Origin of the sequence: Pseudomonas alkylphenolica (assembly GCF_016009175.1) — a bacterium.
Taxonomy (GTDB): Bacteria; Pseudomonadota; Gammaproteobacteria; order Pseudomonadales; family Pseudomonadaceae; genus Aquipseudomonas; species Aquipseudomonas alkylphenolica_B.
Window position 1 is genome coordinate 1 of record NZ_JADUCM010000018.1, and the last position, 26,336, is coordinate 26,336.

The following is a 26,336-nucleotide window of genomic DNA, read 5'->3' on the forward strand; positions in this document are numbered from 1 at the left end:
CCCCCCCCCCCCCCCCCCGCGCGCGCGCGCCCCCCCCGCCCCCGCGCCCCCCCGGGGCGGGGGGGGGGGGGGGCGGGGGGGCGGGGGGGGGGGGGGGGGGGGGGGGGGGGCCCCCCCCCCCCCCCCCGGCAGCTGACCTCAGATCAGAGGCCGTAGCTCATCAGGCGGTCATAACGGCGCTTGAGCAGCGCGTCATTGTCGAACTTCCTGAGCATGTCCAGCTGTTCGATCAGTTCGCCACGGATAGCGCCCGACATTTTCGCCGGATCACGGTGAGCGCCGCCCAGCGGCTCGGGGATGACCTTGTCGACAATACCCAGGCCCTTGAGGCGCTCAGCGGTGATACCCATGGCTTCGGCTGCGTCCGAGGCCTTCTCGGCGGTCTTCCACAGAATCGACGCGCAGCCTTCCGGCGAGATCACCGAATAGGTGGAGTACTGCAGCATGTTCAACTGATCGCACACACCGATGGCCAATGCGCCACCCGAACCACCTTCACCGATAACAGTGGCGATGATCGGGGTCTTCAGGCGTGCCATGACGCGCAGGTTCCAGGCAATCGCTTCGCTCTGGTTACGCTCTTCGGCGTCGATACCCGGGTAGGCACCCGGGGTATCGATAAAGGTCAGGATCGGCATCTTGAAGCGCTCGGCCATTTCCATCAGGCGGCAGGCCTTGCGGTAGCCTTCCGGACGCGGCATACCGAAGTTGCGGCGGACCTTCTCGCGCACTTCACGGCCTTTCTGGTGACCGATGACCATTACCGGCTTGTCATCCAGACGGGCGATACCGCCAACGATCGCAGCGTCATCGGCGAAGTGCCGGTCGCCGTGCAGCTCGTCGAACTCGGTGAAGATGTGATCAATGTAGTCCAGGGTGTAAGGACGACGAGGGTGACGGGCCAAGCGGGCAATTTGCCAGCTGGTCAGGTTGCCGAAGATGCTTTCGGTCAGGGTGCTGCTCTTGTCTTGCAGACGGGCGATTTCATCGCCGATGTTCAGCGAGTTGTCATTGCCGACCAGGCGAAGCTCTTCGATCTTGGCTTGCAGGTCAGCAATCGGCTGTTCGAAATCCAGAAAATTCGGGTTCATAGGCATCCGTCTTGGGTCTACGGCCAGGCGGCCGGCCGGTTGATCCGTTTGGCGCCCTACCTTAAGGGATCAGGCGCGTTCAGGTCGAGATTAAAAATTCATCGATATTGCAAAAAGACGTTCTCACGCCCGAACTGGTCACGCAGCGCCTGAATCAGGCCGTCTGCCGGGTCGATTCGCCAGCTCTCACCAAACTGCAGCATGGCTTTGGCGTCATTGCCGGTGTATTCCATGGTGATCGGGCAGGCACCGCGATGGCGCTTGAACAGCTCACCCAGCCAGGTCAGGCGATCGCCCTTGAGCGCATCGGTGCTGACCTTCAGGCGCAGGCTTTCCGCCAGGTTGGTACGCGCATCTTCCATGCTCATGACCCGCTTGACCCGCAGGCGCAGGCCGCCGGAAAAGTCGTCGTTGCTGACCTCGCCTTCGACCACCACCATCGCGTCGGTCTGCAACAAGGCCTGGGCCGCCATGAAGGCATCGGCAAACAGCGAAGCCTCGATGCGCCCCGAGCGGTCATCAAGGGTGACAAATCCCATCTTGTCACCCTTTTTGTTCTTCATGACGCGCAGCGCAATGATCATGCCGGCCACGGTCTGGGTATCGCGCGCAGGCTTGAGGTCAACGATGCGCTGGCGGGCGAAGCGTCGGATCTCGCCTTCGTACTCGTCGATCGGGTGACCGGTGAGGTACAGGCCCAGTGTGTCTTTCTCGCCGCGCAGGCGCTCCTTGAGTGTCAGCTCGCGGGCTTTGCGGTGGTTGGCGTAGACATCGGCGTCCTCTTCGACAAACAGCCCGCCGAACAGGTCGGCGTGGCCGCTATCGGCGGTACGGGCGGTTTGCTCGGCCGATTTGATCGCCTCTTCCATCGCGGTCAGCAATACCGCGCGGTTACGGTCGATGTTGGCCTGGTAAGCCTTGATCTCGTCATGGAAGTACGGCCCGAGGCGGTCCAGGGCACCGCTGCGCACCAGTGCATCCAGGGTGCGCTTGTTGATACGCTTGAGGTCCACCCGCTCACAGAAGTCGAACAGGTCCTTGAACGGGCCTTCCTTGCGCGCTTCGACAATAGCCTCGACCGGCCCCTCGCCCACACCCTTGATGGCACCGAGGCCATAGACAATGCGGCCGTCGTCGTTGACGGTGAACTTGAAGTCGGAGGTGTTTACGTCCGGCGCATCAAGGCGCAGCTTCATGCTGCGCACTTCTTCGATCAAGGTCACGACCTTGTCGGTGTTGTGCATATCCGCCGACAGCACAGCCGCCATGAACGGTGCAGGGTGGTGCGTTTTCAGCCAGGCGGTCTGGTAAGAGACCAGGCCATAGGCCGCGGAGTGCGATTTGTTGAAGCCGTAACCGGCGAATTTTTCTACCAGGTCGAAGATGTTACCGGCAAGGTCCGGGTCGATGTTGTTGGTCGCACAGCCCTCAATGAAACCGCCGCGCTGCTTGGCCATTTCTTCAGGCTTTTTCTTACCCATGGCCCGGCGCAGCATGTCTGCACCACCGAGGGTATACCCGGCCATCACCTGGGCAATCTGCATCACCTGTTCCTGGTACAGGATGATGCCGTAAGTCGGCGCCAGAACGGGCTTGAGGCCTTCGTACTGGTAGTCCGAATGCGGATAGGCCAGTTCGGCCCGACCGTGTTTACGGTTGATGAAGTCGTCCACCATGCCCGATTGCAACGGCCCCGGACGGAACAGGGCCACCAGTGCAATAAGGTCTTCCAGGCAGTCGGGCTTGAGCTTTTTGATCAGCTCTTTCATGCCGCGCGATTCAAGCTGGAATACCGCTGTCGTTTCGGCTTTCTGCAGCAGGTCGTAGGTTTTCTTGTCATCCAGCGGGATGAAGTCGATGTTCAGGTCATCCAGGCCTTGCTTGGCCTGCTCGCGGTTGATGGTTTCCATCGCCCACTTGATGATGGTCAGGGTCCGCAGGCCGAGGAAGTCGAACTTCACCAGGCCCGCCGCCTCAACGTCGTCCTTGTCGAACTGGGTAACCAGGCCGCCGCCCTCTTCATCGCAGGCGATCGGCGAGAAGTCGGTGAGCTTGGTCGGGGCGATTACCACACCACCCGCGTGCTTGCCGGTACCCCGGCAGACACCCTCAAGCTTGAGGGCCATGTCCCAGATTTCCTTGGCGTCCTCATCGGTTTTGAGGAAGTCGCGCAGCACCTCTTCCTGCTCGTAGGCTTTTTCCAGGGTCATGCCGACTTCGAACGGAATCATCTTCGACAGACGGTCGGCCAGGCCGTACGACTTGCCTTGAACCCGTGCGACGTCCCGCACCACCGCCTTGGCGGCCATGGTACCGAAGGTGATGATCTGGCTCACGGCATTGCGGCCGTAGGCGTCGGCCACGTACTCGATCACCCGGTCGCGACCGTCCATGCAGAAGTCGACGTCGAAGTCGGGCATGGAAACCCGTTCCGGGTTAAGGAAACGTTCGAACAGCAGGTCATAGGCCAGCGGGTCGAGGTCGGTAATTTTCAGCACATAGGCGACCAGCGAGCCGGCACCCGAACCCCGGCCCGGGCCTACCGGCACGCCGTTGTTCTTGGCCCACTTGATGAAGTCCATAACGATCAGGAAGTAACCGGGGAAGCCCATCTGGATGATGATATCCAGCTCGAACTTCAGCCGGTCCAGGTAGACCTGACGTTTTTCTTCATAGTTGGGCGTGGTTTCCTTGGGCCATAGCACGGCCAGGCGCTCTTCCAGACCCTCGTGCGAGACATGGCGCAGGTAATCGTCGATCCCCATGCCGTTAGGCGTAGGAAAGTCGGGCAGGAAGTGCTTGCCCAGCTGCACCTGGATATTGCAGCGCTTGGCAATCTCGACGGTGTTGGCAATGGCGTCAGGCAGGTCACTGAACAGCTCGGCCATTTCTTCCGGACTTTTCAGGTACTGCTGGTCGCTGTAGTTGCGCGAGCGCCGCGGGTCATCCAGTGCGCGGCCTTCACCGATGCAAACACGGGTTTCGTGGGCGTCGTAGTCCGATTGCTTGATGAAGCGCACATCGTTGGTCGCCACCAGCGGTGCGCCGACCTTGTCGGCCAAGGCTACGGCGGCGTGCAGGTATTCTTCGTCACCGGCACGGTTGGTACGCTGAATTTCGACATAGAAACGATCGGGAAACATCGCCATCCAGTCACGCAGCAAGGCTTCGGCTTCATCAGGGTTGCCGTTGAGCAACGCCATGCCGATATCACCTTCCCTCGCTGCCGAAAGCGCAATGACGCCTTCGCTGGCTGCGGCAATCCACTCACGTTCGATGATCACCAGGCCGTTGCGCTGACCGTCTACCCAGCCACGCGAGATCAACTCGGTGAGGTTGCGGTAGCCCTGCGGGTCCATGGCAAGCAGACAGATACGTGCCAGTGGCGCATCCGGGTCGCCATTGCTCAACCACAGGTCAACGCCACAGATCGGCTTGATCCCGGCCCCCATGGCGTTTTTGTAGAACTTGACCAGCGAGCACATGTTGCTCTGGTCGGTGACGGCTACGGCCGGCATGTTCATCGAGGCCAATGCCTTGGCCAGCGGCTTGATCCGCACCAGGCCATCGACCAGCGAGAATTCGGTGTGCAGGCGAAGATGAACGAAAGAAGCCGACATGATGATCCTATAGCAGCACAAAACAACAAGGCCCGGATTGTACCGGGCCTTGATCAAAACATCAGCCGGTACAGGGTGATCCTGACCGCTGAAACCAGCCCGACGTCCTCAGACCTCGGCGAAACCGTTGCTCAGGGCGTCGCGGGCTTCATACGCGGCACGCACCGGCGCAAAGGAACGCCGATGAATGGGCGTTGGCCCCAGCCGTGCCAGGGCTTCAAGGTGTACCGGGGTCGGGTAACCCTTGTGACCACCGATACCATAACCCGGATAGATCAGCTCGAAGGCTGCCATTTCCCGGTCGCGGGTAACCTTGGCCAGGATCGAGGCAGCGGCAATTGCCGGCACCTGGCTATCACCTTTGACCACCGGTGCCGACGGCACCGACAACTTGGGACAACGGTTACCGTCGATCAGCGCCAGTTTCGGCGTGACACTCAGCCCTTCGACCGCGCGCTGCATGGCCAGCATGGTGGCATGCAGGATGTTCAGTTCGTCGATTTCTTCGACTTCAGCACGGGCAATGCAAAAGCTCAGGGCTTTCTCGCAAATTTCGTCGAACAGCTTTTCACGGCGTGCTTCGGTGAGCTTCTTCGAATCGTTCAGGCCCAGAATCGGCCGTTGAGGATCGAGGATCACGGCTGCTGTCACTACCGCGCCACACAGCGGGCCCCGACCGACTTCGTCGACGCCGGCAACCAGGTCTTCGACCAGGGTAAAATCCAGTCCCATTTGCATCTATCGGGTTTCCAGCAGGGCCAGCACCGCTTCAGCCGCCTGATTCGAGGCGTCGCGGCGCAAGGTACGGTGAATCTGGTCAAAGCCTTCGGTCTGCTGTACGCCAGCCTCGACCAGCGGCGCCAACGCCTGGGCCAGGGCCTCGGGGGTGGCGGCATCCTGCAGCAACTCCGGAACCAGCATGCTCTGGGCCAGCAGGTTGGGCAGGGATACGTAAGGACTTTTGACCAGTCGTTTAAGAATCCAGTACGTCAGCGGTGCCAAGCGGTAGGCGACGACCATCGGCCGCTTGAACAGCAGTGCTTCCAGGGTGGCCGTACCCGACGCGATCAACACCGCATCGCAGGCCGCCAAGGCCTGGTGTGAACGGCCATCAAGCAAGGTCAGCGGCAGGTCCCGGCCCTCGAGCATCTGCTCAAGCTGGGCACGCCGCTCGGCATTTGCGCACGGCGAAACAAAGCGAACACCCGGCACCAGTTCACGCAAGCGCTGTGCGGTATCGAGAAACAGCGCACCCAGACGCCCCACTTCGCCGCCACGACTGCCAGGCATCAACGCGACCAGCGGCCCGTTGTCGAGCCCGAGCTGCTCGCGAGCAGCGCGGCGATCGGCTTCAAGGGGAATGGTGTCAGCCAGCGGATGGCCGACAAAGCGTACCGGCACGCCCTGCTCTTCGTAGAATTTCGCCTCGAAGGGCAGCAGGGTCAGCATCAGGTCGCAGCCTTCGCGGATCTTCAGCACACGCTTCTGCCGCCAGGCCCAGACCGAAGGGCTGACATAGTGCACCGTCTTGATACCGGCCTTGCGCAGCTTCAACTCGATATTGAGAGTGAAGTCGGGGGCGTCGATACCGATGAACACATCCGGGCGTTCCTCGATCAGGGTCTGGATCAGAGCCTTGCGCCGCTTGAGCAGCTCACGCAGGCGACCCAGCACCTCGACCAGGCCCATGACAGCCAGGCGTTCCATGGGGAAGTACGAGACCATCCCTTCGGCCTGCATCAACGGCCCGCCGACACCAATGAAACGCACCTGCGGGTGACGCGCTTTCAGCGCACGCATCAACCCGGCGCCAAGAATGTCGCCACTGGCCTCACCCGCCACCAGCGCTACACAGAGCTCAGCCATGATCAGCGTGTAATGCCGCGGGTGGAATTCTGGATCGACTTGAGGAACACATCGACTTCAGGGAACTGGGCTGCAGGCTCGGCCAGCTCGGCAATAGCCTGTTCAACCGTAAGGCCTTGGCGATAGACCACCTTGTAGGCCCGGCGCAGCGCATGAATGGCATCTTCGCTGAAACCACGACGGCGCATGCCCTCGAAGTTCATGCTGCGGGCCTCGGCCGGGTTGCCGAACACGGTGACATAAGCCGGTACGTCCTTACCGATGGCGGTCCCCATGCCGGAAAAGCTGTGGGCACCGATATGGCAGAACTGGTGTACCAGGGTGAATCCCGACAGGATCGCCCAATCGTCGACATGAACATGCCCGGCCAACGCAGTGTTGTTGACCAGAATGCAATGGTTGCCGATGACACTGTCGTGGCCGATGTGGGCGTACGCCATGATCAGGTTGTGGTCACCCAGGGTGGTTTCCGAACGGTCCTGCACGGTACCCCGGTGAATGGTCACCCCTTCACGAATGACGTTGTGATCGCCGATCACCAGACGCGTGGGTTCGCCTTTGTACTTGAGGTCCGGGGTGTCTTCGCCTACCGAAGAAAACTGGTAGATGCGATTGTGCCGACCAATGCGGGTCGGCCCTTTGAGAATCACGTGCGGACCGATAACGGTCCCCTCCCCGATCTCGACCCCGGCACCGATGATCGACCAAGGGCCGACCTCGACGCCATCGGCGAGCTTCGCCGAAGGATCGATGATTGCCCGAGGGTCAATCAACGTCATAGTTTACGTTCCGCACAAATGATTTCAGCCGAGCAGACTGGCTTGCCGTCTACCGACGCCTGGCATTCGAACTTCCAGATCTGACGCTTGCAGCTGATGAACTTGGCTTCAAGGATCAACTGGTCACCCGGCAGTACTGGCTGGCGAAAGCGCAGCTTGTCGGAGCCGACGAAGTAGTACAAGGTGCCGTCCGCAGGTTTCACGTCGAGCATCTTGAAGCCGAGAATACCGGCTGCCTGGGCCATCGCCTCAATGATCAGCACGCCCGGCATGATCGGGTGCGCCGGGAAGTGGCCATTGAAGAACGGTTCGTTGATGCTGACATTCTTGTAGGCACGAATGCGCTGAGCCTCGACGTCCAGTTCCACTACCCGGTCCACCAGCAGGAACGGGTAACGGTGAGGCAGGTATTCGCGAATCTCGTTGATGTCCATCATTTCGGGGGGAAGCCTGTAGTAAAGATAGGGAGCGCCTGCTTTCTTGCCAGGCGCTCCTTTTGCAAATCAAAGAGTCAGCCAGCGGCTATTCACTCTCGATCAGGAAATGGTATCAGCCTTCTGATGAAGGCTGGCTGCCTGAGGTCACGACCTCGACACGCTTTTCCAACTGTTGAAGGCGTTTCGCCATCTCGTCGAGCTGGCGGATCCGAGCGGCACTTTTGCGCCACTCGCCCAGCGGTTGCATCGCCGTACCGGAAGAATAAGCCCCGGGCTCGGTGATCGAGCGCGTGACCATGGTCATGCCGGATACGAAAACGCCGTCGCAGACATCGATATGCCCCACCATGCCAACACCGCCGGCAATAGTGCAATGCTTGCCGATCTTGGTACTGCCGGAAATGCCGACGCAGGCCGCCATTGCCGTGTGATCACCAATCTGTACGTTATGCGCGATCTGGATCTGGTTGTCGAGTTTGACCCCGTCGCCGATCCGGGTATCTGCCAGTGCGCCACGGTCGACCGCGGTGTTCACACCGATTTCGACATCGTCACCGATACTGACGCCGCCGATCTGGGCGATCTTCTGCCACACACCTTTCTCGTTGGCAAAACCGAAGCCTTCGCCACCGATTACCGCGCCCGACTGGATCACCACGCGCTTACCGATACGCACGTCATGGTAGAGGGTGACACGCGGGGCCAGCCAGCCACCTTCACCGATCACGCAACGCGCGCCAATGAAGCACTGGGCACCGATGGTCACACCCGGACCGATCTGCGCGCCACTCTCGATAACCGCACAAGCACCGACACTGGCACTGGCATCCACCCGGGCGTCGGCCGCAACCACGGCGCTGGGATGAATTCCCGCTACAGCCTTTGGTTTTGGATCGAACAGGTGGGAAATGCGCGCGTAGGCGAGGTACGGATCAGGGACGATCAACGCATGCCCGGCAAAGCCTTCGGCATCGCCGGCCTTGAGCAGCACGGCAGCTGCATGGCTGCTCCCCAGGTACTTGCGGTACTGGGGATTGGCGAGAAAGCTCAACTGACCCGGCCCGGCTTCCTGAAGGGTCGCCAGACCAGTGATTTCCAGCTCCGCAGGGCCACTGAGCGTAGCCCCGAGGAACTCGGCCAATTGACCGAGCTTCATAGTCACAGTCATGTTCAACGGGACTGGTTCATGCGCTCGATGACCTGGCGGGTGATGTCGTACTGAGGCTTGACATCAATTACCGCGCCACGCTCGAGCACCAGGTCAAAACCGCCCTTCTTGATCACTTCTTCAACTGCGCCGTCCAGCTTTGGCTTCAGTTGCTTGAGCATCTCGCGGTCGGCAACGGCTTTGGACTCGTTCAGCTCTTTGGACTGGAACTGGAAGTCACGGGCCTTTTGCTTGTACTCAAGCTCCAGGCGCTCGCGCTCTGGCTGGGCCATTTTGTCGCCACCGGCACGGATCCGGTCAGCAATGCCCTTGGCGCTGCTTTCCAGGTTCTTCAGCTTGGTCAGTTGAGGACCGAATTTCTTCTCGGCATCGACTGCGTACTTCTTCGCCGAGTCCGATTCCAGCAGGGCCATCTGATAGTTCAGGACGGCAATTTTCATTTCGGCGAAAGCCGGGGTTGCAACCAGGGTCGCAGCCAGTACTGCCAGTTGGGTCAACTTACGCACGATGCACTCCTACAGAATCCGATGTCGTTAGCAAGGGGCAGACCTTAGAAGGTCTGACCCAGAGAGAATTGGAACACCTGGGTATCGGCGTCGTCCGGCTTCTTCACCGGCATCGCCAGGCTGAAGCTCAGCGGGCCCAGTGCAGTAATCCACGTCACACCCAGACCAACGGAGCTGGCCAGGCCAGACAGACCGATGTCCTCACAGTCCGGCTTGGAACCACAGTTGGTGTCGAACACGTTACCCACGTCCCAGAATACCGAGGTACGCAGCGAACGCTGGTCCTTGACGAACGGCAACGGGAACAACAGCTCTACACCACCCTGAACCAGGACGTTACCACCAAACGGCAGCGGGTCCTGGTCCGGGTCGGCAATCGTGCCCGGGTTATGGCCATCACTTGGGGTACTGCGTGGACCCAGGCTGCTGTCCTTGAAGCCACGAACCGAGTTGAAACCACCGGCGTAGTAGTTCTCGTAGAACGGAAGGCCCGAAGTACCACCGAAACCATCACCATAGCCCAGCTCTGTGTGCATGCGCAGGGTGTAGTCGTTGGTGATCGGCTTGAACAGCTGGCCGCGGTAGTCGAGTTTGAAGAACGACAGGTCGCTGCCTGGCGTGGTTGCCTCGAGCACCAGGCTCTGGGAGTGACCACGGGTAGCCAGTACACCTTTGTTCAGGGTCGACTCGGACCAACCGGCGGACGCCTTGAAGTTCAGGTACTTGTCGCCTTCTTCGTTGACGAAGTCGAAAATCTCGTCGACGGTGTAACGACCGGTTTTGATTTCATCCTGCTGTGCAGTCAGGCCAAAGGTCAGACGCGAGGTTTCGCTGATTGGATAACCGACGCTGACACCGGCACCCAGGCTGTCAACCGCATAGCTGGCAACGTCGACGTCGAGGTCATCGTAGTCAGTGGTGCGATAGAAGGCGTTGTAGCCCAGGCTGACGCCGTCGGCAGTCCAGTAGGGGTCCACAAAGCCGAAGTTGTAGCGGCTCTGGTATTCACTGCGGGTCAGGCCGATGGACACCTTGTTACCGGTACCCAGGAAGTTGGTCTGGCTGATCGAACCACCGAGGATCAGACCGGCGCTCTGCGCAAAACCGACGCTGGCGGTGATCGAACCCGATGCCTGCTCTTCAACGCTGTAGTTGACGTCGACCTGGTCGTCAGTGCCCGGTACGGCCGGAGTTTCGACGTTGACTTCCTTGAAGAAGCCCAAGCGCTCCAGACGGGTCTTGGACTGGTCGATCAGGTAGGTCGAAGCCCAGCCGCCTTCCATCTGGCGCATTTCACGACGCAGCACTTCATCTTCCGACTTGGTGTTGCCACGGAAGTTGATGCGGTTGACGTAGGCACGCTTGCCCGGATCGACCACGAAGGTGATGTCGACAGTGTGGTCCTGGTCGTTTGGCTGCGGCACGCCGTTGACGTTGGCGAAGGTATAGCCTTCGTTACCCAGACGACGGGTGATCAGCTCGGAGGTGGTGGTCATCACTTTACGCGAGAACACCTGGCCCGGCTGAACCAGCATCAGCGACTTGACCTGGTCTTCCGGTACCTTCAGGTCACCGGACAGCTTCACGTCACGAACGGTGTACTTCTCGCCTTCGTTGACGTTGACAGTGATGTAGACGTGCTTCTTGTCCGGGGTGATCGACACCTGGGTGGAAGCGATGTCCATGTTGATGTAGCCGCGGTCCAGGTAGTAGGAACGCAGACGCTCCAGGTCACCAGAGAGCTTTTCACGGGCGTACTTGTCATCGTTCTTGAAGAACGACAGCCAGTTGGTGGTCTTCAGTTCGAACAGGCCGACCAGGTCTTCTTCAGGGAAGACGGTGTTGCCGACCACGTTGATGTGCTGGATCGCAGCAACGGTACCTTCGTTGATCTTGATCTTCAGACCGACGCGGTTGCGCGGCTGCGGTACGACTTCGGTGTCGACCTCAGCCGAGTAGCGACCCTGGGCAACGTACTGACGCTGCAACTCGTTACGCACACCTTCAAGGGTGGCGCGCTGGAAGATCTCGCCTTCGGACAGGCCAGACTGTTTCAGACCCTTCATGAGGTCTTCGGTGCTGATGGCCTTGTTGCCCTCGATCTCGATGCTGGACACCGAAGGACGCTCGACCACGGTAATGATCAGGACGTTACCGTCACGGCCCAGTTGGATGTCCTGGAAGAAGCCGGTCTTGAACAGTGCCCGGGTGGAATCCACCAGGCGACGGTCATCGGCCTCATCCCCGACGTTGAGGGGTAGCGCGCCAAAAACGCTGCCCGCGGAAACCCGCTGCAGACCGTTGACACGAATATCGGAGATGGTGAAGGACTCGGCGTGAACTTCAGCGATCATCAGTACGGCGAGAACCGCAGTTAGCAGCAGACGTTTCATGAAGTCCTTTCTTATTCCAACTGGCAATAAACGACCCGCCGCGGGACGCGGAAGGTTCGCAATTGAGCGAAGCTTTACAGTCGACCCAAATCGTTGATCAGGGCTAGCAACATCACCCCGACTACCAAACTGATACCGATCTGGATCCCCCAACCTTGCACCCGATCCGACAGCGGACGACCACGCGCCCATTCGATCAGGTAGAACAGCAAATGCCCCCCATCCAGCACTGGTATGGGCAGCAAGTTAAGAACCCCCAGGCTAATGCTCAGGTAAGCGAGGAAATTAAGGAAATCCCCAACGCCCGACTGGGCTGAAGCGCCCGCCACTTTAGCAATGGTTATCGGTCCACTCAAGTTTTTTACCGAGAGCTCGCCGAACAGCATTTTCTTCAACGATTCGAGGGTCAGGACGCTCATGTTCCAGGTCCGGGAAAGCCCCTCGCCTACAGCCTCCAGCGGGCCATAACTGACCTCTCGAAGCATGGCTTCTGGCCACTTGACTGGCTTTACGCCAGCCCCCAGGTAACCACTGGCCGATTTCCCCTCACCCCGGGTCGCCAGAGTGACAGGTACATCCAGTGTCGCGCCATCGCGCTCTACCTGCAGCACGACCTTGCCGCCAGCACGCGCCCGGACGCTGTCGACCACCTGCTGCCAGTCATTGAGCGCCTGGCCATCAAGGGCCAGCAAACGGTCGCCGGTCTTCAGCCCAGCAGCCTGAGCCGGGCCTTTCGGGTCCAGCTCGGCCAATACCGGAGCAAGCGCCGGGCGCCACAGGCGAATCCCCAGCGAACGGATCGGATCCGGCTCGTCCGCACCTTTGAGCCAGCTATCCAGCTTCAGTACGTGGGGGCTATCAACCGTCGCACCCTCTTCACGCACATTGATATGCAACTGGCCGCTTTCACCCAGGCGGCGGATCAATTGCAAATTGACCGCGGCCCAACCGCTGGTCGGCTTGCCATCGATTGAAACAATTTCTTGCCCGGCTTTGAGCCCGGCCACTTCAGCAATACTGCCGGTCTCAACCCCACCAATCACCGGGCGCTCTTGCTGAGTGCCGAGCATCGCCAGGATCCAGAAGAAGAAAATCGCCAGAAGGAAGTTGGCGACGGGACCTGCCGCGACAATGGCGATACGCTGGCGCACCGACTTGCGGTTGAAGGATTGATCGAGCTGATCGGCCGGCACCTCGCCTTCACGCTCATCGAGCATCTTGACGTAGCCACCCAACGGAATCGCTGCCACCACGAACTCGGTGCCATGCCGGTCGTGCCAACGAATCAACGGCGTACCGAAACCGACCGAAAAACGCAAAACCTTGACGCCACAACGCCGGGCCACCCAGAAGTGACCAAATTCGTGAAAGGTGACCAGCACACCCAACGCCACCAGGGTGCCGATAATCATGTAGAGCGCACTCATGTCTTTCTCCGAATGACGTTCAGCCCAACCAGGCGCACAACCTCAGCGCCCGCGATGATTCAACCACTGCCCGGCCAGCTGGCGGGCGCGCTGATCGGCAGCAAACACGGCATCGAGTGTCTGCACCGCCACGACCGGCTCCTGATCGAGTACTTGTTCGATCATACTCGCGATCTCTGGAAAGCGAATGCGTCGTTGGAGAAACGCCTCGACGGCCACTTCGTTGGCCGCATTGAGCATCGCCGGCGCACTGTTGCCTGCCTCTGCCGCCTGGCACGCCAAGCGCAGGCAGGGGAATCGCTGCTCATCGGGCGCCTGAAAGTCCAGGCGGGCGACGGCAAACAGGTCCAATGGCGCGACACCGGAGTCAATCCGCTGCGGCCAGGCAAGGGCATTGGCAATCGGTGTGCGCATGTCCGGGTTGCCCAATTGGGCCAACACCGAACCGTCAACATAATCGACCAGCGAGTGAATCACGCTCTGCGGGTGCACGACCACTTCAACCTGAGCTGGGCGCGCATCGAACAGCCAGCAGGCCTCGATCAACTCGAGCCCCTTGTTCATCATGCTGGCCGAATCAACTGAAATCTTGCGCCCCATGGACCAGTTCGGGTGCGCACAAGCCTGCTCCGGCGTCACCCCGGCCAGTTCGGCCAGCGGTGTTTCCCGGAAGGGCCCGCCAGAGGCCGTCAGCAGAATGCGTCGCACGCCCACCTGGGACAAGCCGCGGGCATAATCGCTCGGCAAACACTGGAAAATGGCGTTGTGTTCGCTGTCGATCGGCAACAATACGGCACCGCTGCGCTGTACGGCCTGCATGAACAGCGCACCGGACATCACCAGTGCTTCCTTGTTGGCCAGCAACACCTTCTTGCCCGCTTCAACTGCCGCCAAGGTTGGACGCAGGCCAGCTGCCCCCACAATCGCCGCCATCACCGCGTCGACCTCCGGAGCAGCTGCCACCTGGCACAAACCGGCCTCGCCTTCGAGCACTTCGGTGCGCGATCCGGCAGTGCTCAAGCCTGCACGCAACTGCTGCGCGGCTTCAGCCGACGGTACGACGGCAAATGCCGGCGCATGGCGAAGACACAGCGCCAACAGCTCGTCGAGCCTCGAGTAACCGCTCAGGGCGAAGACCTGGTAGCGGTCAGGATGCCGAGCGATCACATCCAGCGTGCTCAGGCCGATGGAGCCGGTGGCACCCAGTACGGTAATCCGCTGCACGCTGCTCACATCACGCCCCAGTTGGCAGCCCACAACAGCACGGCAAACAATGGAATGGCTGCTGTCAGACTGTCGATACGGTCGAGCACACCACCGTGTCCGGGCAACAGGTTGCTGCTGTCCTTGATACCGGAGCGTCGCTTGAACATGCTTTCGGTCAGGTCACCGACCACCGACACCAGCACCACGACAGCCGCACCGAGCAGCCCCAGCAGCAACTGTGCAACGCCCCAGTCGCGATTGAGCCCCACCACCAGGGTGATGACAAGGCTCAATGCCAAACCACCGTAAACACCTTCCCAGCTCTTGCCTGGGCTCACCTGTGGCGCCAGCTTGTGCTTGCCGAAGGCACGGCCGGAGAAGTAGGCACCGATATCCGCACCCCACACCAGCACCATGACGGCCATGATCAACCAGTTGCCCAGCGGCCAGTGCTTGAGCAGCACCAGGCCTTGCCAGGCAGGCAGCAGGATCAGCAAGCCAATCAGCAAGCGACAGGCGACACTGGACCACAGCTCACTGGTGCGCGGGTAGGTCAGCACCAGCCAGGTCGCTGTACCCCACCACAACACCGAGGCTCCCAGCACCCAGGGCGCCAGGTCCGGCATGAGATAAAGCAGCATCAGCAGCCCGGCCACCACGGCGGCGTAGGCGATGCGCACCGGTTGCGCAACAAGGCCGGCCAGACGCGCCCATTCCCAGGCACCCAGGGTGACGACCAGGCCGATGAACAGGGCGAAGTCGCCGCCCTCAAGGAGGAAAAAACCACCCAGAGCGATCGGCAACAGGATCAGCGCAGTGATGATGCGTTGTTTAAGCATTAAGCACGGGCTCCAGCTTCGACCTGCTCGCTGGTTTTCCCGAAGCGGCGCTGACGCGAAGCATAATCGGCCAGCGCTTTGCGCATGGCCTCGTGTTTGAAGTCCGGCCAGTACAGGTCGGAGAAGTACAGCTCGGCATAGGCCAGCTGCCACAGCAGGAAGTTGCTGATGCGGTGCTCGCCACCGGTACGGATGCACAGGTCAGGCAGCGGCAGATCACCGGTTGCCAGGCACGTCTGCAGCAGCTCGGGAGTGATGTCGTCCGGGCGCAGATGGCCGGCCTGAACCTCGCGCGCCAGGCGCTGGGCGGCCTGGGCGATATCCCACTGGCCACCATAATTGGCGGCAATCTGCAGGATGAAACGATTGCTGCCAGCGGTCAGCGCTTCGGCCTCGCGCATGGCGGCCTGCAGCTCAGGGTGAAAGCGTGAGCGATCACCAATGATACGCAGACTGATGTTGTTATCGTTGAGGCGCTTGGCTTCCCGGCGCAAGGCCGAGAAGAAAAGCTCCATCAACGCTCCGACCTCATCGGCCGGTCGCTGCCAGTTTTCGCTGGAGAAGGCAAACAGGGTCAGTACCTCGACCTTGGCCTCGGCACACACCTCGATGACCGCGCGCACTGCGTCAACGCCCGCCTTGTGCCCGGCAACTCCGGGCAACAGGCGCCGTTTCGCCCAGCGATTATTCCCATCCATGATGATCGCGACATGGCGCGGCACCGATGGGGACCCACCCTGTTTGGTCTTTTCCATTAAAAAAGTCCCGACCCTTAAACGGCCATCAGGTCCTTTTCTTTCTCTTCGGTGGCCTTGGTGATCTGGGCCTCGGTATCTTTCGTCAGCTTGTCGATATCAGCGATGGCACGACGCTCTTCGTCTTCACTGATTTCCTTGTCTTTGACCAGCTTCTTCAGTTCACCCAGAGCATCGCGGCGAATGTTGCGCACAGCAACGCGAGCGTCTTCGGCGGCACTGCGTGCCTGCTTGGTGAAGCCCTTGCGGGTTTCTTCAGTCAGGGCTGGCATGGTGATCAGCAGCAACTCACCCAGGTTGGTCGGGTTGAGATTCAAACCGGCGCTCTGGATGGCCTTGTCAACGGCTGCGAGCATGTTGCGCTCGAAAGCCACGACCTGCAGGGTGCGCGAATCTTTCACGGTGACGTTGGCAACACCGCTGATCGGGGTGTCGGCACCGTAGTAAGGCACCATCACGCTTGCCAGGATGCTCGGGTGTGCCTTGCCGGTACGAATCTGGCCGAACGCGTAAGCCAGAGACTCCAGGGATTTCTGCATCCGCGCTTGGGCGTCTTTCTTGATTTCGTTGATCATTTTTGAACTTCCTCGATCAGAGTTCCTTCAGCGCCGCCATGCACGATGTTCAGCAGGGCGCCGGGCTTGTTCATGTTGAAGACGCGCAGCGGCATCTTGTGGTCGCGGCACAGGCAGATTGCCGTCAGGTCCATTACGCCCAGCTTGCGATCCAGTACTTCATCGTAAGTCAGATGATCGAACTTCTCGGCATGCGGGTCTTTGAATGGATCTGCAGTGTATACACCATCGACCTTGGTTGCCTTCAATACCACGTCGGCATCGATTTCGATGGCGCGCAGGCAAGCGGCGGAGTCTGTGGTGAAGAACGGGTTGCCGGTGCCGGCAGCGAAGATTACAACTTCTTTCGCATTGAGGTGACGCATCGCTTTGCGGCGGTCGTAGTGATCGGTCACACCGACCATGGAGATGGCGGACATGACGATGGCGGTGATGTTCGCACGCTCCAGCGCATCGCGCATGGCCAGGCCGTTCATTACCGTTGCCAGCATACCCATGTGGTCACCGGTAACGCGGTCCATGCCAGCTGCACTGAGCGCTGCGCCACGGAACAGGTTGCCACCACCGATCACCAGGCCTACCTGGACGCCGATACCGACCAGCTGGCCGACTTCCAGCGCCATGCGATCCAGGACCTTGGGGTCGATCCCGAACTCTTCCGAGCCCATCAGGGCCTCGCCGCTAAGTTTGAGTAGAATGCGTTTATAGCGAGCTTGATGACCACTGCCCTGCTGAGCCATTGCGAATCTCTCCTGCGGCGTTTGTAAAAATCTGGCGGGCTGTTTTCAGCCTGCGCGTAACTCTAAGCGTGGCGCAGCGACTGCGCCAGCGAAAGGCGGTCTCGTAAACCGTCCTCGCTTTGACAAAGAGGCTGCGCGCGTGAGCGGGCAGCCTCTTCGGGGCGACAGATGTAAATCCGTCTTATTGCTTGGCAGCAGCCAGCTGTGCGGCAACTTCTTCAGCGAAGTTGTCGACTGGCTTCTCGATGCCTTCACCGACTTTGAAGTAGGTGAAGGAAACGATTTCAGCGCCAGCCTTCTTGGCCAGTTCGCCAACTTTGATTTCCGGGTTCATGACGAAAGCTTGCTCGACCAGCGAAGCTTCAGCCAGGAACTTCTTGATACGACCGTCGATCATGTTGGTGACGATGTTCTCAGGCTTACCCTTCATCTTCTCTTCGTTCAGCTGCATGAATACAGCCTTCTCGCGCTCGATTGCTTCAGCGGAGACTTCCGATGGGTTCAGGAACTCAGGGTTGCTTGCAGCTACGTGCATGGCGATTTCTTTGGCCAGCTGGACGTCGCCGCCCTTCAGGACAACAGCAACACCGATCTTGTTACCGTGCAGGTAGGTGCCGACAACGTCACCTTCAACACGTACCAGACGACGGATGTTGACGTTTTCGCCAACTTTGGCAACCAGCGCTTCACGAGCAGCTTCACGCGAAGCGATCAGCGGAGCGGCATCGGTCAGCTTCTCGGCGAAAGCCTGTTCAACGCTTTCAGCGACGAAGTTTTTGAAGTCGTCTTGCAGAGCCAGGAAGTCGGTCTGCGAGTTCACTTCCAGCAGGACGGCGGACTTGTCGTCGGCCTTGATGGCGATGGCGCCTTCAGCAGCAACGTTGCCAGCTTTCTTGGCGGCCTTGATGGCACCCGAAGCACGCATGTCGTCGATTGCTTTTTCGATGTCGCCGCCAGCCTTGGTCAAGGCTTTCTTGCAGTCCATCATGCCTTCGCCGGTACGCTCGCGCAGTTCTTTGACCAGCGCTGCAGTAATCTCTGCCATTTCAAATTCCTCTTGGATAGGTTTTCAACCATTCCACCCGATACTTGACGGGCGTTCAAATCTGTAAATCCAGTGCCAGCACACATGCAGTTTGCAACGGCGATGCTGACAGGAGGATTTCAAGGTGGCAAAAAGGGGGCCTAGCCCCCTTTTTGCGTGCCGAGTAGACGCCAGGCGTCAATTACTCAGCAGCTGGTGCGGCTTCTTCAGCGTAAACTTCAGTGCCGCCGGCAACGTTGTTGCGGCCACGGATAACGGCGTCAGCCATCGAACCCATGTACAGCTGGATGGCGCGAATGGCGTCATCGTTGCCTGGGATGATGTAGTCAACGCCTTCCGGGCTGCTGTTGGTATCGACAACGCCGATGACCGGGATGCCCAGCTTGTTGGCTTCGGTGATAGCAATGCGCTCGTGGTCAACGTCGATCACGAACAGGGCATCAGGCAGGCCGCCCATGTCCTTGATACCGCCCAGGCTGCGATCCAGTTTTTCCAGATCACGGGAGCGCATCAGGGCTTCTTTCTTGGTCAGCTTGGCGAAGGTGCCATCTTCGGCCTGGGTTTCCAGGTCGCGCAGACGCTTGATCGAAGCACGGATGGTTTTGTAGTTGGTCAGCATGCCGCCCAACCAGCGATGATCGACGTACGGCGAACCGCAACGTGCTGCTTCTTCAGCAACGATCTTGCCAGCGGAACGCTTGGTGCCGACGAACAGAATCTTGTTTTTGCCCTGGGCCAGACGCTCGACGAAAGTCAGTGCGTCATTGAACATTGGCAGGGTTTTTTCAAGGTTGATGATGTGAATCTTGTTGCGCGCGCCGAAAATGTACTTACCCATTTTCGGGTTCCAGTAACGGGTTTGGTGACCGAAGTGCACACCGGCCTTCAGCATATCGCGCATGTTGACTTGGGACATGATAGTTCCTTGATAAGTCGGGTTGGGCCTCCACGTATCCCAATGACCAACCCAGGATCCGTAGATCGAAGGCACCCAGGTCATCGTGTCGACACGTGTGTGGGTTTAAGCTTTCGGGGCTATCCCCGCAAAGCGGCGCATTTTATATCACAGAAGCAGGCCAAACGGAACCCGAATTAACAATGTCTGCCAGCTGCTTTTGCACCCGTGCGCTAATCGCGCCAGAATGCCCCTATATAAAGGCTGTATCACAGTCGTGGCCGCCGAAGCGGGCACTGCTCTGGTAGAATTCGGCCTTTCCCAGAATATTCGCGCTTCGATGCGCCGTAGAGAGCCTGCAATGACCGTTACCATCAAAACCGCCGAAGACATCGAAAAGATGCGCGTCGCCGGCCGCCTGGCCGCCGAAGTCCTGGAGATGATCGAAGAGCACGTCAAGCCCGGTGTCACCACCGAAGAACTCGACCGCCTGTGCCACGACTACATCGTCAACGTCCAGAAGGCAATTCCGGCCCCGCTCAACTACAAGGGCTTCCCCAAGTCGATCTGCACGTCGGTCAACCACGTGGTGTGCCACGGCATCCCGGGCGACAAGCCGCTCAAGGATGGCGACACCCTGAACATCGACGTCACGGTCATCAAGGATGGCTACCACGGCGACACCAGCCGCATGTTCCACGTCGGCAACGTGCCGGTCTGGGCCGAGCGCCTGTCCCAGGTCACCCAGGAATGCATGTACAAGGCCATCGAACTGGTCAAGCCCGGCTGCCGCCTGGGCGATATCGGTGAAGTGATCCAGAAGCACGCCGAAAAGAACGGTTTTTCGGTGGTCCGCGAGTTCTGCGGTCACGGCATCGGCAAGGTGTTTCATGAAGAGCCACAGATTCTGCACTACGGCCGTGCTGGCACCGGCATGGAGCTCAAGGAAGGCATGACCTTCACCATCGAGCCGATGATCAACCAGGGCCGTGCCGATACCAAGGTACTGGGCGACGGCTGGACCGCCATCACCAAGGACCGCAAGCTCTCGGCGCAGTGGGAACACACGCTGGTGGTCACCGCCACGGGTTACGAGATTTTCACCCTGCGCAAAGACGACACCATTCCCCGCACGTCGGCCTGATTCAAACAGGAAAGCCAAACAGGAAAGTCACTCGATGCCCCAGGTGGATCCCGAGCTGTTCGATCGTGGTCAGTTCCAGGCGGAACTGGCCCTCAAGGCTAGCCCTATCGCAGCCTTCAAGAAAGCCATCCGTCAGGCGGGCGAAGTACTCGACAAACGGTTTCGCGAGGGCCGCGAGATCCGCCGGCTGATCGAGGACCGTGCCTGGTTCGTCGACAACATCCTGCAGCAGGCCTGGAACAAGTTCGACTGGAGCGATGAAGCCGACATTGCCCTGGTCGCCACCGGTGGCTACGGCCGGGGTGAATTGCACCCTCACTCGGACATCGACCTGCTGATCCTGCTCGACAGCGCCGATCACGAGGTGTTTCGCGACTCGATCGAACGCTTCCTGACCCTGCTCTGGGACATCGGCCTGGAAGTCGGCCAGAGCGTGCGCTCGATCGACGAGTGCGCCGAGCAGGCTCGTGCCGACCTGACCGTCGTTACCAACCTGATGGAAAGCCGCACCATCGCCGGCCCCGAGCGTCTGCGCCTGCGCATGCTGGAGGTCACCAGCACCGCACACATGTGGCCGAGCAAGGAGTTTTTCCTGGCCAAGCGTGCCGAGCAAAAAGCCCGGCATCACAAGTACAACGACACCGAATACAACCTTGAGCCCAACGTCAAAGGCTCTCCCGGCGGCCTGCGCGACATCCAGACGGTACTGTGGATTGCCCGGCGCCAGTACGGCACCCTCAATCTGCACGCATTGGCAGGGGAAGGTTTCCTGCTGGAAAGCGAAAACGCCTTGCTGGCGTCCTCCCAGGAATTTCTCTGGAAGGTCCGTTATGCCCTGCACATGCTTGCCGGCCGCGCCGAAGACCGGTTGCTGTTCGATCACCAGCGCAGTATTGCTGCCCTGCTCGGCTTTGCCGATGAAAACCCCAAGCGCGCCATCGAGCAGTTCATGCAGCAGTACTACCGGGTGGTGATGAGCATCGCCGAGCTCAGCGACCTGATCATCCAGCACTTCGAGGAAATCATCCTCGATGATGACAGTGGTAGCACGCAGCCGCTCAATGCCCGTTTCCGACTGCACGACGGCTACATCGAGGCGGTACGCCCGAACGTGTTCAAGCGTACGCCGTTCGCCATGCTGGAAATCTTCGTATTGATGGCCCAGCACCCGGAGATCAAAGGGGTGCGTGCCGACACCATTCGCCTGCTGCGCGAGCACCGGCACCTGATCAACGACGAATTTCGCAACGATATCCGCAATACCAGCCTGTTCATCGAGCTGTTCAAGTGCGAAATCGGCATTCACCGAAACCTGCGGCGCATGAACCGCTATGGCATCCTCGGCCGCTACCTGCCGGAGTTCGGCCTGATTGTCGGGCAGATGCAGCACGACCTGTTCCATATCTATACGGTTGATGCCCACACCCTGAACCTGATCAAGCACCTGCGCAAATTGCAGTACACGCCGGTCTCGGAGAAATTCCCGCTCGCCAGCAAGCTCATGGGGCGCCTGCCCAAGCCCGAGCTAATCTACCTGGCCGGGCTTTATCACGACATCGGCAAAGGCCGCCAAGGCGATCACTCGGAACTCGGCGCGGTCGATGCCCAGGCCTTCTGCGTACGCCATCAGTTGCCCGTCTGGGACAGTCGCCTGATCGTCTGGCTGGTGCAAAACCACCTGGTGATGTCGACCACCGCCCAGCGCAAGGATTTGTCCGACCCGCAGGTGATCCACGATTTCGCCCAGCAAATGGGTGACGAAACCCGCCTGGACTACCTCTACGTGCTGACCGTGGCCGACATCAACGCCACCAACCCCAGCCTGTGGAACTCCTGGCGTGCCAGCCTCCTGCGCCAGCTCTACACCGAGACCAAGCGCGCCTTGCGCCGCGGCCTGGAGAACCCGCTGGACCGCGAAGAGCAGATCCGCCAGACGCAGACTTCCGCCCTGGACATCCTGATCCGCGAAGGCACCGACCCGGACGACGTCGAACAACTCTGGTCGCAACTGGGCGATGACTATTTCCTGCGCCACACCGCCGCCGACGTGGCCTGGCACAGCGACGCCATCCTCCAGCAACCCGCCGACGGTGGCCCGCTGGTACTGATCAAGGAAACCACGCAACGCGAGTTCGAGGGCGGTACGCAGATTTTCATCTACGCCCCCGACCAGCACGACTTCTTCGCCGTGACCGTGGCGGCCATGGACCAGCTCAACCTGAACATCCATGACGCCCGCATCATCACCTCGAGCAGCCAGTTCACCCTCGACACCTACATCGTGCTCGACAACGATGGCGGCTCGATCGGCGACAATCCGCAGCGCGTCAAGGAGATTCGCGACGGCCTGACCGAAGCCCTGCGCAATCCGGACGATTACCCGACCATCATCAAGCGGCGGGTACCGCGTCAACTCAAGCATTTCACCTTTGCACCGCAAGTCACCATCCACAACGACGCCCAGCGCCCGGTGACCATTCTCGAGCTCAATGCCCCCGACCGCCCGGGCCTGCTGGCGCGGATCGGCAAGATCTTCCTGGAGTTCGACCTGTCGCTGCAAAATGCCAAGATCGCCACCCTCGGCGAGCGGGTTGAAGACGTGTTCTTCATCACCGACGCCGACAACCAGCCGCTGTCCGACCCCCAGCTGTGCAGCCGCCTGCAGGATGCCATCGTCGAGCAATTACGCGTCGACCAGGCCACCGTGGCTTCTGTTTCCCGCCTGACCATTTAACGTTTGACGAGACCTTGTGCCGATGAACACCGATTTGCTCCAGCTTCAGCCCTACCCGTTCGAGAAACTTCGGGCATTGCTCGGCGGCGTCCAGCCTGCCGCCGACAAACGCGCCATTGCCCTGTCGATCGGTGAGCCCAAGCATGAATCGCCTGCGTTCGTCGCCAAGGCCCTGGCCGACAACCTGTCGCAAATGGCGGTGTACCCCACCACCGTCGGCCTGCCGGCACTGCGTCAGGCCATTACCCGCTGGTGCGAGCGTCGTTTCAACGTGCCGAGCGGCTGGCTGGATGCAGACAAGCATGTACTGCCGGTCAACGGTACCCGTGAAGCGCTGTTCGCCTTCACCCAGGCCGTGGTAAACCGCGAGGCCGATGGCCTGGTGATCAGCCCCAACCCGTTCTACCAGATCTACGAAGGCGCAGCCCTGCTGGCCGGCGCCACGCCGCACTACCTGGCGTGCCTGGACAACAACGGGTTCAACCCGGATTTCAACGCGGTGTCGGCCGAGACCTGGAAGCGCTGCCAGATCCTGTTCCTCTGCTCCCCCGGCAACCCGACCGGCGCTTTGGTGCCGATGGAAACCCTGAAAAAGCTTATTGCCCTGGCTGACGAGCACGACTTTGTGATTGCTGCCGACGAATGCTACAGCGAACTGTACTTCGACGAGCAAAGCCCGCCGCCAGGCCTGCTCAGCGCCTGCGTGGAACTCGGGCGTAGCGACTTCAAGCGCTGCGTGGTGTTCCACAGCCTGTCCAAGCGCTCCAACCTGCCGGGCCTGCGCTCGGGCTTTGTCGCTGGCGACGCCGAGATCATCAAGCCGTTCCTGCTGTACCGCACCTACCACGGCTGCGCGATGCCGGTGCAGACCCAGCTGGCAAGCATTGCCGCCTGGAATGACGAAGAGCACGTACTGGCCAACCGTGACCTGTACCGCGAGAAGTTCGACGCGGTGCTGGAAATCCTCGCGCCTGTCCTTGACGTCCAGCGCCCGGACGGTGGCTTCTACCTGTGGGCCAAGGTACCGATGGACGATGCCGAATTCTGTCGCCGCCTGTTCGAAGGCGAGCATGTCACCGTGGTGCCGGGCTCGTACCTGTCGCGGGAAGTGAATGGCGTCAACCCGGGTGCCGGGCGTGTACGCATGGCACTGGTGGCACCGTTGGCCGAGTGCGTGGAAGCGGCGCAGCGCATTCGCGCGTTTCTGAAGGGCTGACGCACGTAGGAGCCGGCTTGCTGGCGATGGCATCACCCAGGTTTCAGTACCGGGCAGTGCCATCGCTGGCAAGCCAGCGCCTACGGGGTTACTTCACCGGCCCCAGATTCGCTTCACTCAGGTCCAGTTCACCCAGCACCTGTCTGACCACATCATCCCCCACCTGATGATGGCGATGCAGCTTGTACAGTTCCAGGCGCTGTGCCCGCAGCGCACGCAGGCGCAAACGCCGCTCCAGCTGGTCCATCTGTTCGGCCAGGGCCTGGGCCTCGGCGCTGTCGTTGAAGTTTTCCAGTTGATGCCGGTACTCAGCCATCAGACGCGCCTTCAGTTCCGCTGCCAGCGCAGCCTGAGCCGCATCCTGTGGCGCACCGGGTTCGGCCAGTTCTTCAGCCTCGAGGGCGTGGATCGCCGCCTCAGCCGTACGCCGCCAGACCTCTTTGGCTTCCTGGCGCAAGGCATCGTCCGGACTGCGGGCCACACCACGCAACAACAACGGCAAGGCAATCACCGCCGATACCAGCGATAGCAGGATCACGCCGGCGGCAATGAAAATCAGCAAGTCACGCTCAGGGAACGCCTTTCCGGCACTGATCAGCAACGGCACCGACATTACACCCGCCAGGGTTACCGCACCGCGCACCCCACCCACGGTCAGCAGCCAGGCCGAGCGGGCATTGGGCAGCAACACCAGGTCTTCCTTGCCGCGCCAGCGCCGGATCACGCCAATCAGGCGCCACACGCTCTGCACCCAGACGAACCGCAGCCCCAGCAGCACCGCAAAGATCGCCACGACATCCAGGCAGCGCCACATCAGAGTGGGCCACAGCGATGCTTCGTGACTGGTCACCGCCTTGATGATGTCAGGCAGTTGCAGGCCCAGCAGCAGGAAAATCAGGCCGTTGAAGCTGAACTCCAGCAGCGACCAGACACTGCGGTTGAGCAGACGGGTGCTGGTCTGACGCGGCAGCAGGTCAAGCCAGCTTTGCATCATGCCGGCGGCCACGGCCGAAAGAATTCCCGAAGCCCCCAGACGCTCGGCCAGTACATAGGCCGCAAACGGCAGCAACAACATGAACACCACATGAGTGGCCGGGTCATCCCAACCACGGGCGATCATCCACGCACGCAAGCGCCCCACCAGCCAGCTCAGGGCCACACCGATGGCCAGGCCGCCGACAGCCACCAGGACAAAAGTGACGCTGGCCTCGGCCAGGGAAAACACCCCGGTAATCGCCGCCACCAGGGCAAACTTGAAGGTCACCAGGCCCGACGCATCGTTCATCAGCGCCTCGCCCTGAAGCATATGCATCAACGGTGTCGGCAAACGGTCCTGGGTAATGGCCGAAACCGCCACCGCATCGGTGGGCGACAGCACTGCAGCCAGGGCGAACGCCACCGGCAAGGGAATACTCGGCAGGATCCAGTGGATGAAGTACCCGGCACCGACCACCGTAAACAGCACCAGGCCCACGGCCAGGGTCAGAATCGGGCCACGCAGGCGCCACAGGTCGCGTTTGGGCATGCGCCAGCCATCGGCGAACAGCAGCGGAGGCAGGAACAAAAACAGAAACAGTTCGGGATCCAGCGCCACGTGCAGCCCCAGGGTCGGCCAGGCCAGTAGCGCCCCTGCGGCGATCTGCACCAACGGCAACGGCAGTGGTATCACGCGACCGACAAGTTTGGAGACACTCACCAGCATCAGCAGGATGAGAACGGTGTAGGCTGACTGCATACGGCGTGTTCCTTTCAATTCATGCACGATCAATGGCGCATCGTCTGCCCATTCTGGACATTGCCATTGAATCGACATAGTAGCCGTTCAGGCTGCTGACGCACCGCTGCACAAAAGTCGCAGAAGGTGCCGAAACCTGTAACACAATGCTACAAAGTGCCCCGG

At 60.4% G+C, this 26,336-nt stretch carries 21 protein-coding genes; 3 read left to right on the forward strand and 18 right to left on the reverse strand.

Annotation, left to right across the window (positions count from 1 at the left end; genetic code table 11):
• Positions 1 to 143 precede the first annotated feature (143 nt).
• From I5S59_RS16130 to rpsB, 17 genes are all read right to left on the reverse strand, one after another.
• A complete protein-coding gene (locus I5S59_RS16130) occupies positions 144 to 1,091 on the reverse strand; it encodes an acetyl-CoA carboxylase carboxyltransferase subunit alpha (protein ID WP_197877515.1) in 948 nt (315 codons plus the stop codon).
• A 98-nt stretch (positions 1,092 to 1,189) separates the two neighbouring features.
• Positions 1,190 to 4,711 carry a DNA polymerase III subunit alpha gene (gene dnaE / locus I5S59_RS16135; protein ID WP_197877516.1) on the reverse strand — a complete coding sequence of 1,174 codons (3,522 nt, stop codon included), beginning with the start codon at positions 4,709 to 4,711 and terminating at the stop codon, positions 1,190 to 1,192.
• Between the two features lie 108 nt (positions 4,712 to 4,819).
• Positions 4,820 to 5,449, reverse strand: a complete 630-nt coding sequence (rnhB, locus tag I5S59_RS16140) for a ribonuclease HII (RefSeq protein ID WP_197877517.1) — start codon at positions 5,447 to 5,449, stop codon at positions 4,820 to 4,822.
• Positions 5,450 to 6,577 (reverse strand): lipid-A-disaccharide synthase, encoded by a 1,128-nt coding sequence (lpxB, locus tag I5S59_RS16145; protein WP_197877518.1) that lies wholly within the window; start codon positions 6,575 to 6,577, stop codon positions 5,450 to 5,452.
• 2 nt (positions 6,578 to 6,579) lie between these two features.
• Complete coding sequence (gene lpxA / locus I5S59_RS16150) at positions 6,580 to 7,356, reverse strand: acyl-ACP--UDP-N-acetylglucosamine O-acyltransferase (protein WP_128322419.1); 777 nt, start codon at positions 7,354 to 7,356, stop codon at positions 6,580 to 6,582.
• Positions 7,353 to 7,793: a 3-hydroxyacyl-ACP dehydratase FabZ gene (gene fabZ, locus I5S59_RS16155; RefSeq protein ID WP_010224833.1), complete on the reverse strand. Its 441-nt coding sequence runs from the start codon at positions 7,791 to 7,793 to the stop codon at positions 7,353 to 7,355. Before fabZ ends, lpxA begins: the two co-directional genes overlap by 4 nt.
• A 112-nt stretch (positions 7,794 to 7,905) precedes the next feature.
• Complete coding sequence (lpxD, locus tag I5S59_RS16160) at positions 7,906 to 8,961, reverse strand: UDP-3-O-(3-hydroxymyristoyl)glucosamine N-acyltransferase (RefSeq protein WP_420066458.1); 1,056 nt, start codon at positions 8,959 to 8,961, stop codon at positions 7,906 to 7,908.
• Positions 8,962 to 8,963: 2 nt separating this feature from the next.
• Positions 8,964 to 9,467, reverse strand: coding sequence for an OmpH family outer membrane protein (locus I5S59_RS16165; RefSeq protein WP_197877520.1), 504 nt, complete (start codon positions 9,465 to 9,467; stop codon positions 8,964 to 8,966).
• Between the two features lie 44 nt (positions 9,468 to 9,511).
• Complete coding sequence (gene bamA, locus I5S59_RS16170) at positions 9,512 to 11,860, reverse strand: outer membrane protein assembly factor BamA (protein ID WP_197877521.1); 2,349 nt, start codon at positions 11,858 to 11,860, stop codon at positions 9,512 to 9,514.
• 74 nt (positions 11,861 to 11,934) lie between these two features.
• Positions 11,935 to 13,287, reverse strand: coding sequence for an RIP metalloprotease RseP (gene rseP / locus I5S59_RS16175; protein ID WP_197877522.1), 1,353 nt, complete (start codon positions 13,285 to 13,287; stop codon positions 11,935 to 11,937).
• 42 nt (positions 13,288 to 13,329) lie between these two features.
• Positions 13,330 to 14,520: a 1-deoxy-D-xylulose-5-phosphate reductoisomerase gene (gene ispC, locus I5S59_RS16180; protein WP_197877523.1), complete on the reverse strand. Its 1,191-nt coding sequence runs from the start codon at positions 14,518 to 14,520 to the stop codon at positions 13,330 to 13,332.
• The gene (locus tag I5S59_RS16185) at positions 14,517 to 15,332 is read right to left on the reverse strand and encodes a phosphatidate cytidylyltransferase (protein ID WP_197877524.1); all 816 of its coding nucleotides are present in this window, start codon (positions 15,330 to 15,332) and stop codon (positions 14,517 to 14,519) included. Before I5S59_RS16185 ends, ispC begins: the two co-directional genes overlap by 4 nt.
• Positions 15,332 to 16,087: a polyprenyl diphosphate synthase gene (gene uppS, locus I5S59_RS16190; protein ID WP_197877525.1), complete on the reverse strand. Its 756-nt coding sequence runs from the start codon at positions 16,085 to 16,087 to the stop codon at positions 15,332 to 15,334. Before uppS ends, I5S59_RS16185 begins: the two co-directional genes overlap by 1 nt.
• A gap of 17 nt (positions 16,088 to 16,104) precedes the next feature.
• On the reverse strand, positions 16,105 to 16,662 hold the full coding sequence (frr, locus tag I5S59_RS16195; RefSeq protein WP_197877526.1) for a ribosome recycling factor: 558 nt from the start codon (positions 16,660 to 16,662) through the stop codon (positions 16,105 to 16,107).
• Positions 16,659 to 17,402: a UMP kinase gene (gene pyrH, locus I5S59_RS16200; RefSeq protein WP_027920035.1), complete on the reverse strand. Its 744-nt coding sequence runs from the start codon at positions 17,400 to 17,402 to the stop codon at positions 16,659 to 16,661. Before pyrH ends, frr begins: the two co-directional genes overlap by 4 nt.
• Positions 17,403 to 17,583: 181 nt before the next feature.
• The gene (gene tsf / locus I5S59_RS16205; RefSeq protein WP_197877527.1) at positions 17,584 to 18,447 is read right to left on the reverse strand and encodes a translation elongation factor Ts; all 864 of its coding nucleotides are present in this window, start codon (positions 18,445 to 18,447) and stop codon (positions 17,584 to 17,586) included.
• Between the two features lie 181 nt (positions 18,448 to 18,628).
• The gene (gene rpsB / locus I5S59_RS16210) at positions 18,629 to 19,363 is read right to left on the reverse strand and encodes a 30S ribosomal protein S2 (protein ID WP_038614011.1); all 735 of its coding nucleotides are present in this window, start codon (positions 19,361 to 19,363) and stop codon (positions 18,629 to 18,631) included.
• Between the two features lie 340 nt (positions 19,364 to 19,703).
• On the opposite strand from rpsB, the gene map reads away from it, so the two are divergent.
• From map to dapC, 3 genes are read left to right on the forward strand one after another with little or no spacing between them, the layout of a single operon-like run.
• Positions 19,704 to 20,486, forward strand: a complete 783-nt coding sequence (gene map / locus I5S59_RS16215) for a type I methionyl aminopeptidase (RefSeq protein WP_128322427.1) — start codon at positions 19,704 to 19,706, stop codon at positions 20,484 to 20,486.
• A 34-nt stretch (positions 20,487 to 20,520) separates the two neighbouring features.
• A complete protein-coding gene (locus I5S59_RS16220) occupies positions 20,521 to 23,220 on the forward strand; it encodes a [protein-PII] uridylyltransferase (protein WP_197877528.1) in 2,700 nt (899 codons plus the stop codon).
• Positions 23,221 to 23,242: 22 nt separating this feature from the next.
• Positions 23,243 to 24,436: a succinyldiaminopimelate transaminase gene (gene dapC / locus I5S59_RS16225; protein WP_197877529.1), complete on the forward strand. Its 1,194-nt coding sequence runs from the start codon at positions 23,243 to 23,245 to the stop codon at positions 24,434 to 24,436.
• A gap of 88 nt (positions 24,437 to 24,524) precedes the next feature.
• On the opposite strand, the gene I5S59_RS16230 is transcribed toward dapC, so the two are convergent.
• Positions 24,525 to 26,171 (reverse strand): Na+/H+ antiporter, encoded by a 1,647-nt coding sequence (locus tag I5S59_RS16230; protein WP_197877530.1) that lies wholly within the window; start codon positions 26,169 to 26,171, stop codon positions 24,525 to 24,527.
• Positions 26,172 to 26,336 lie beyond the last annotated feature (165 nt).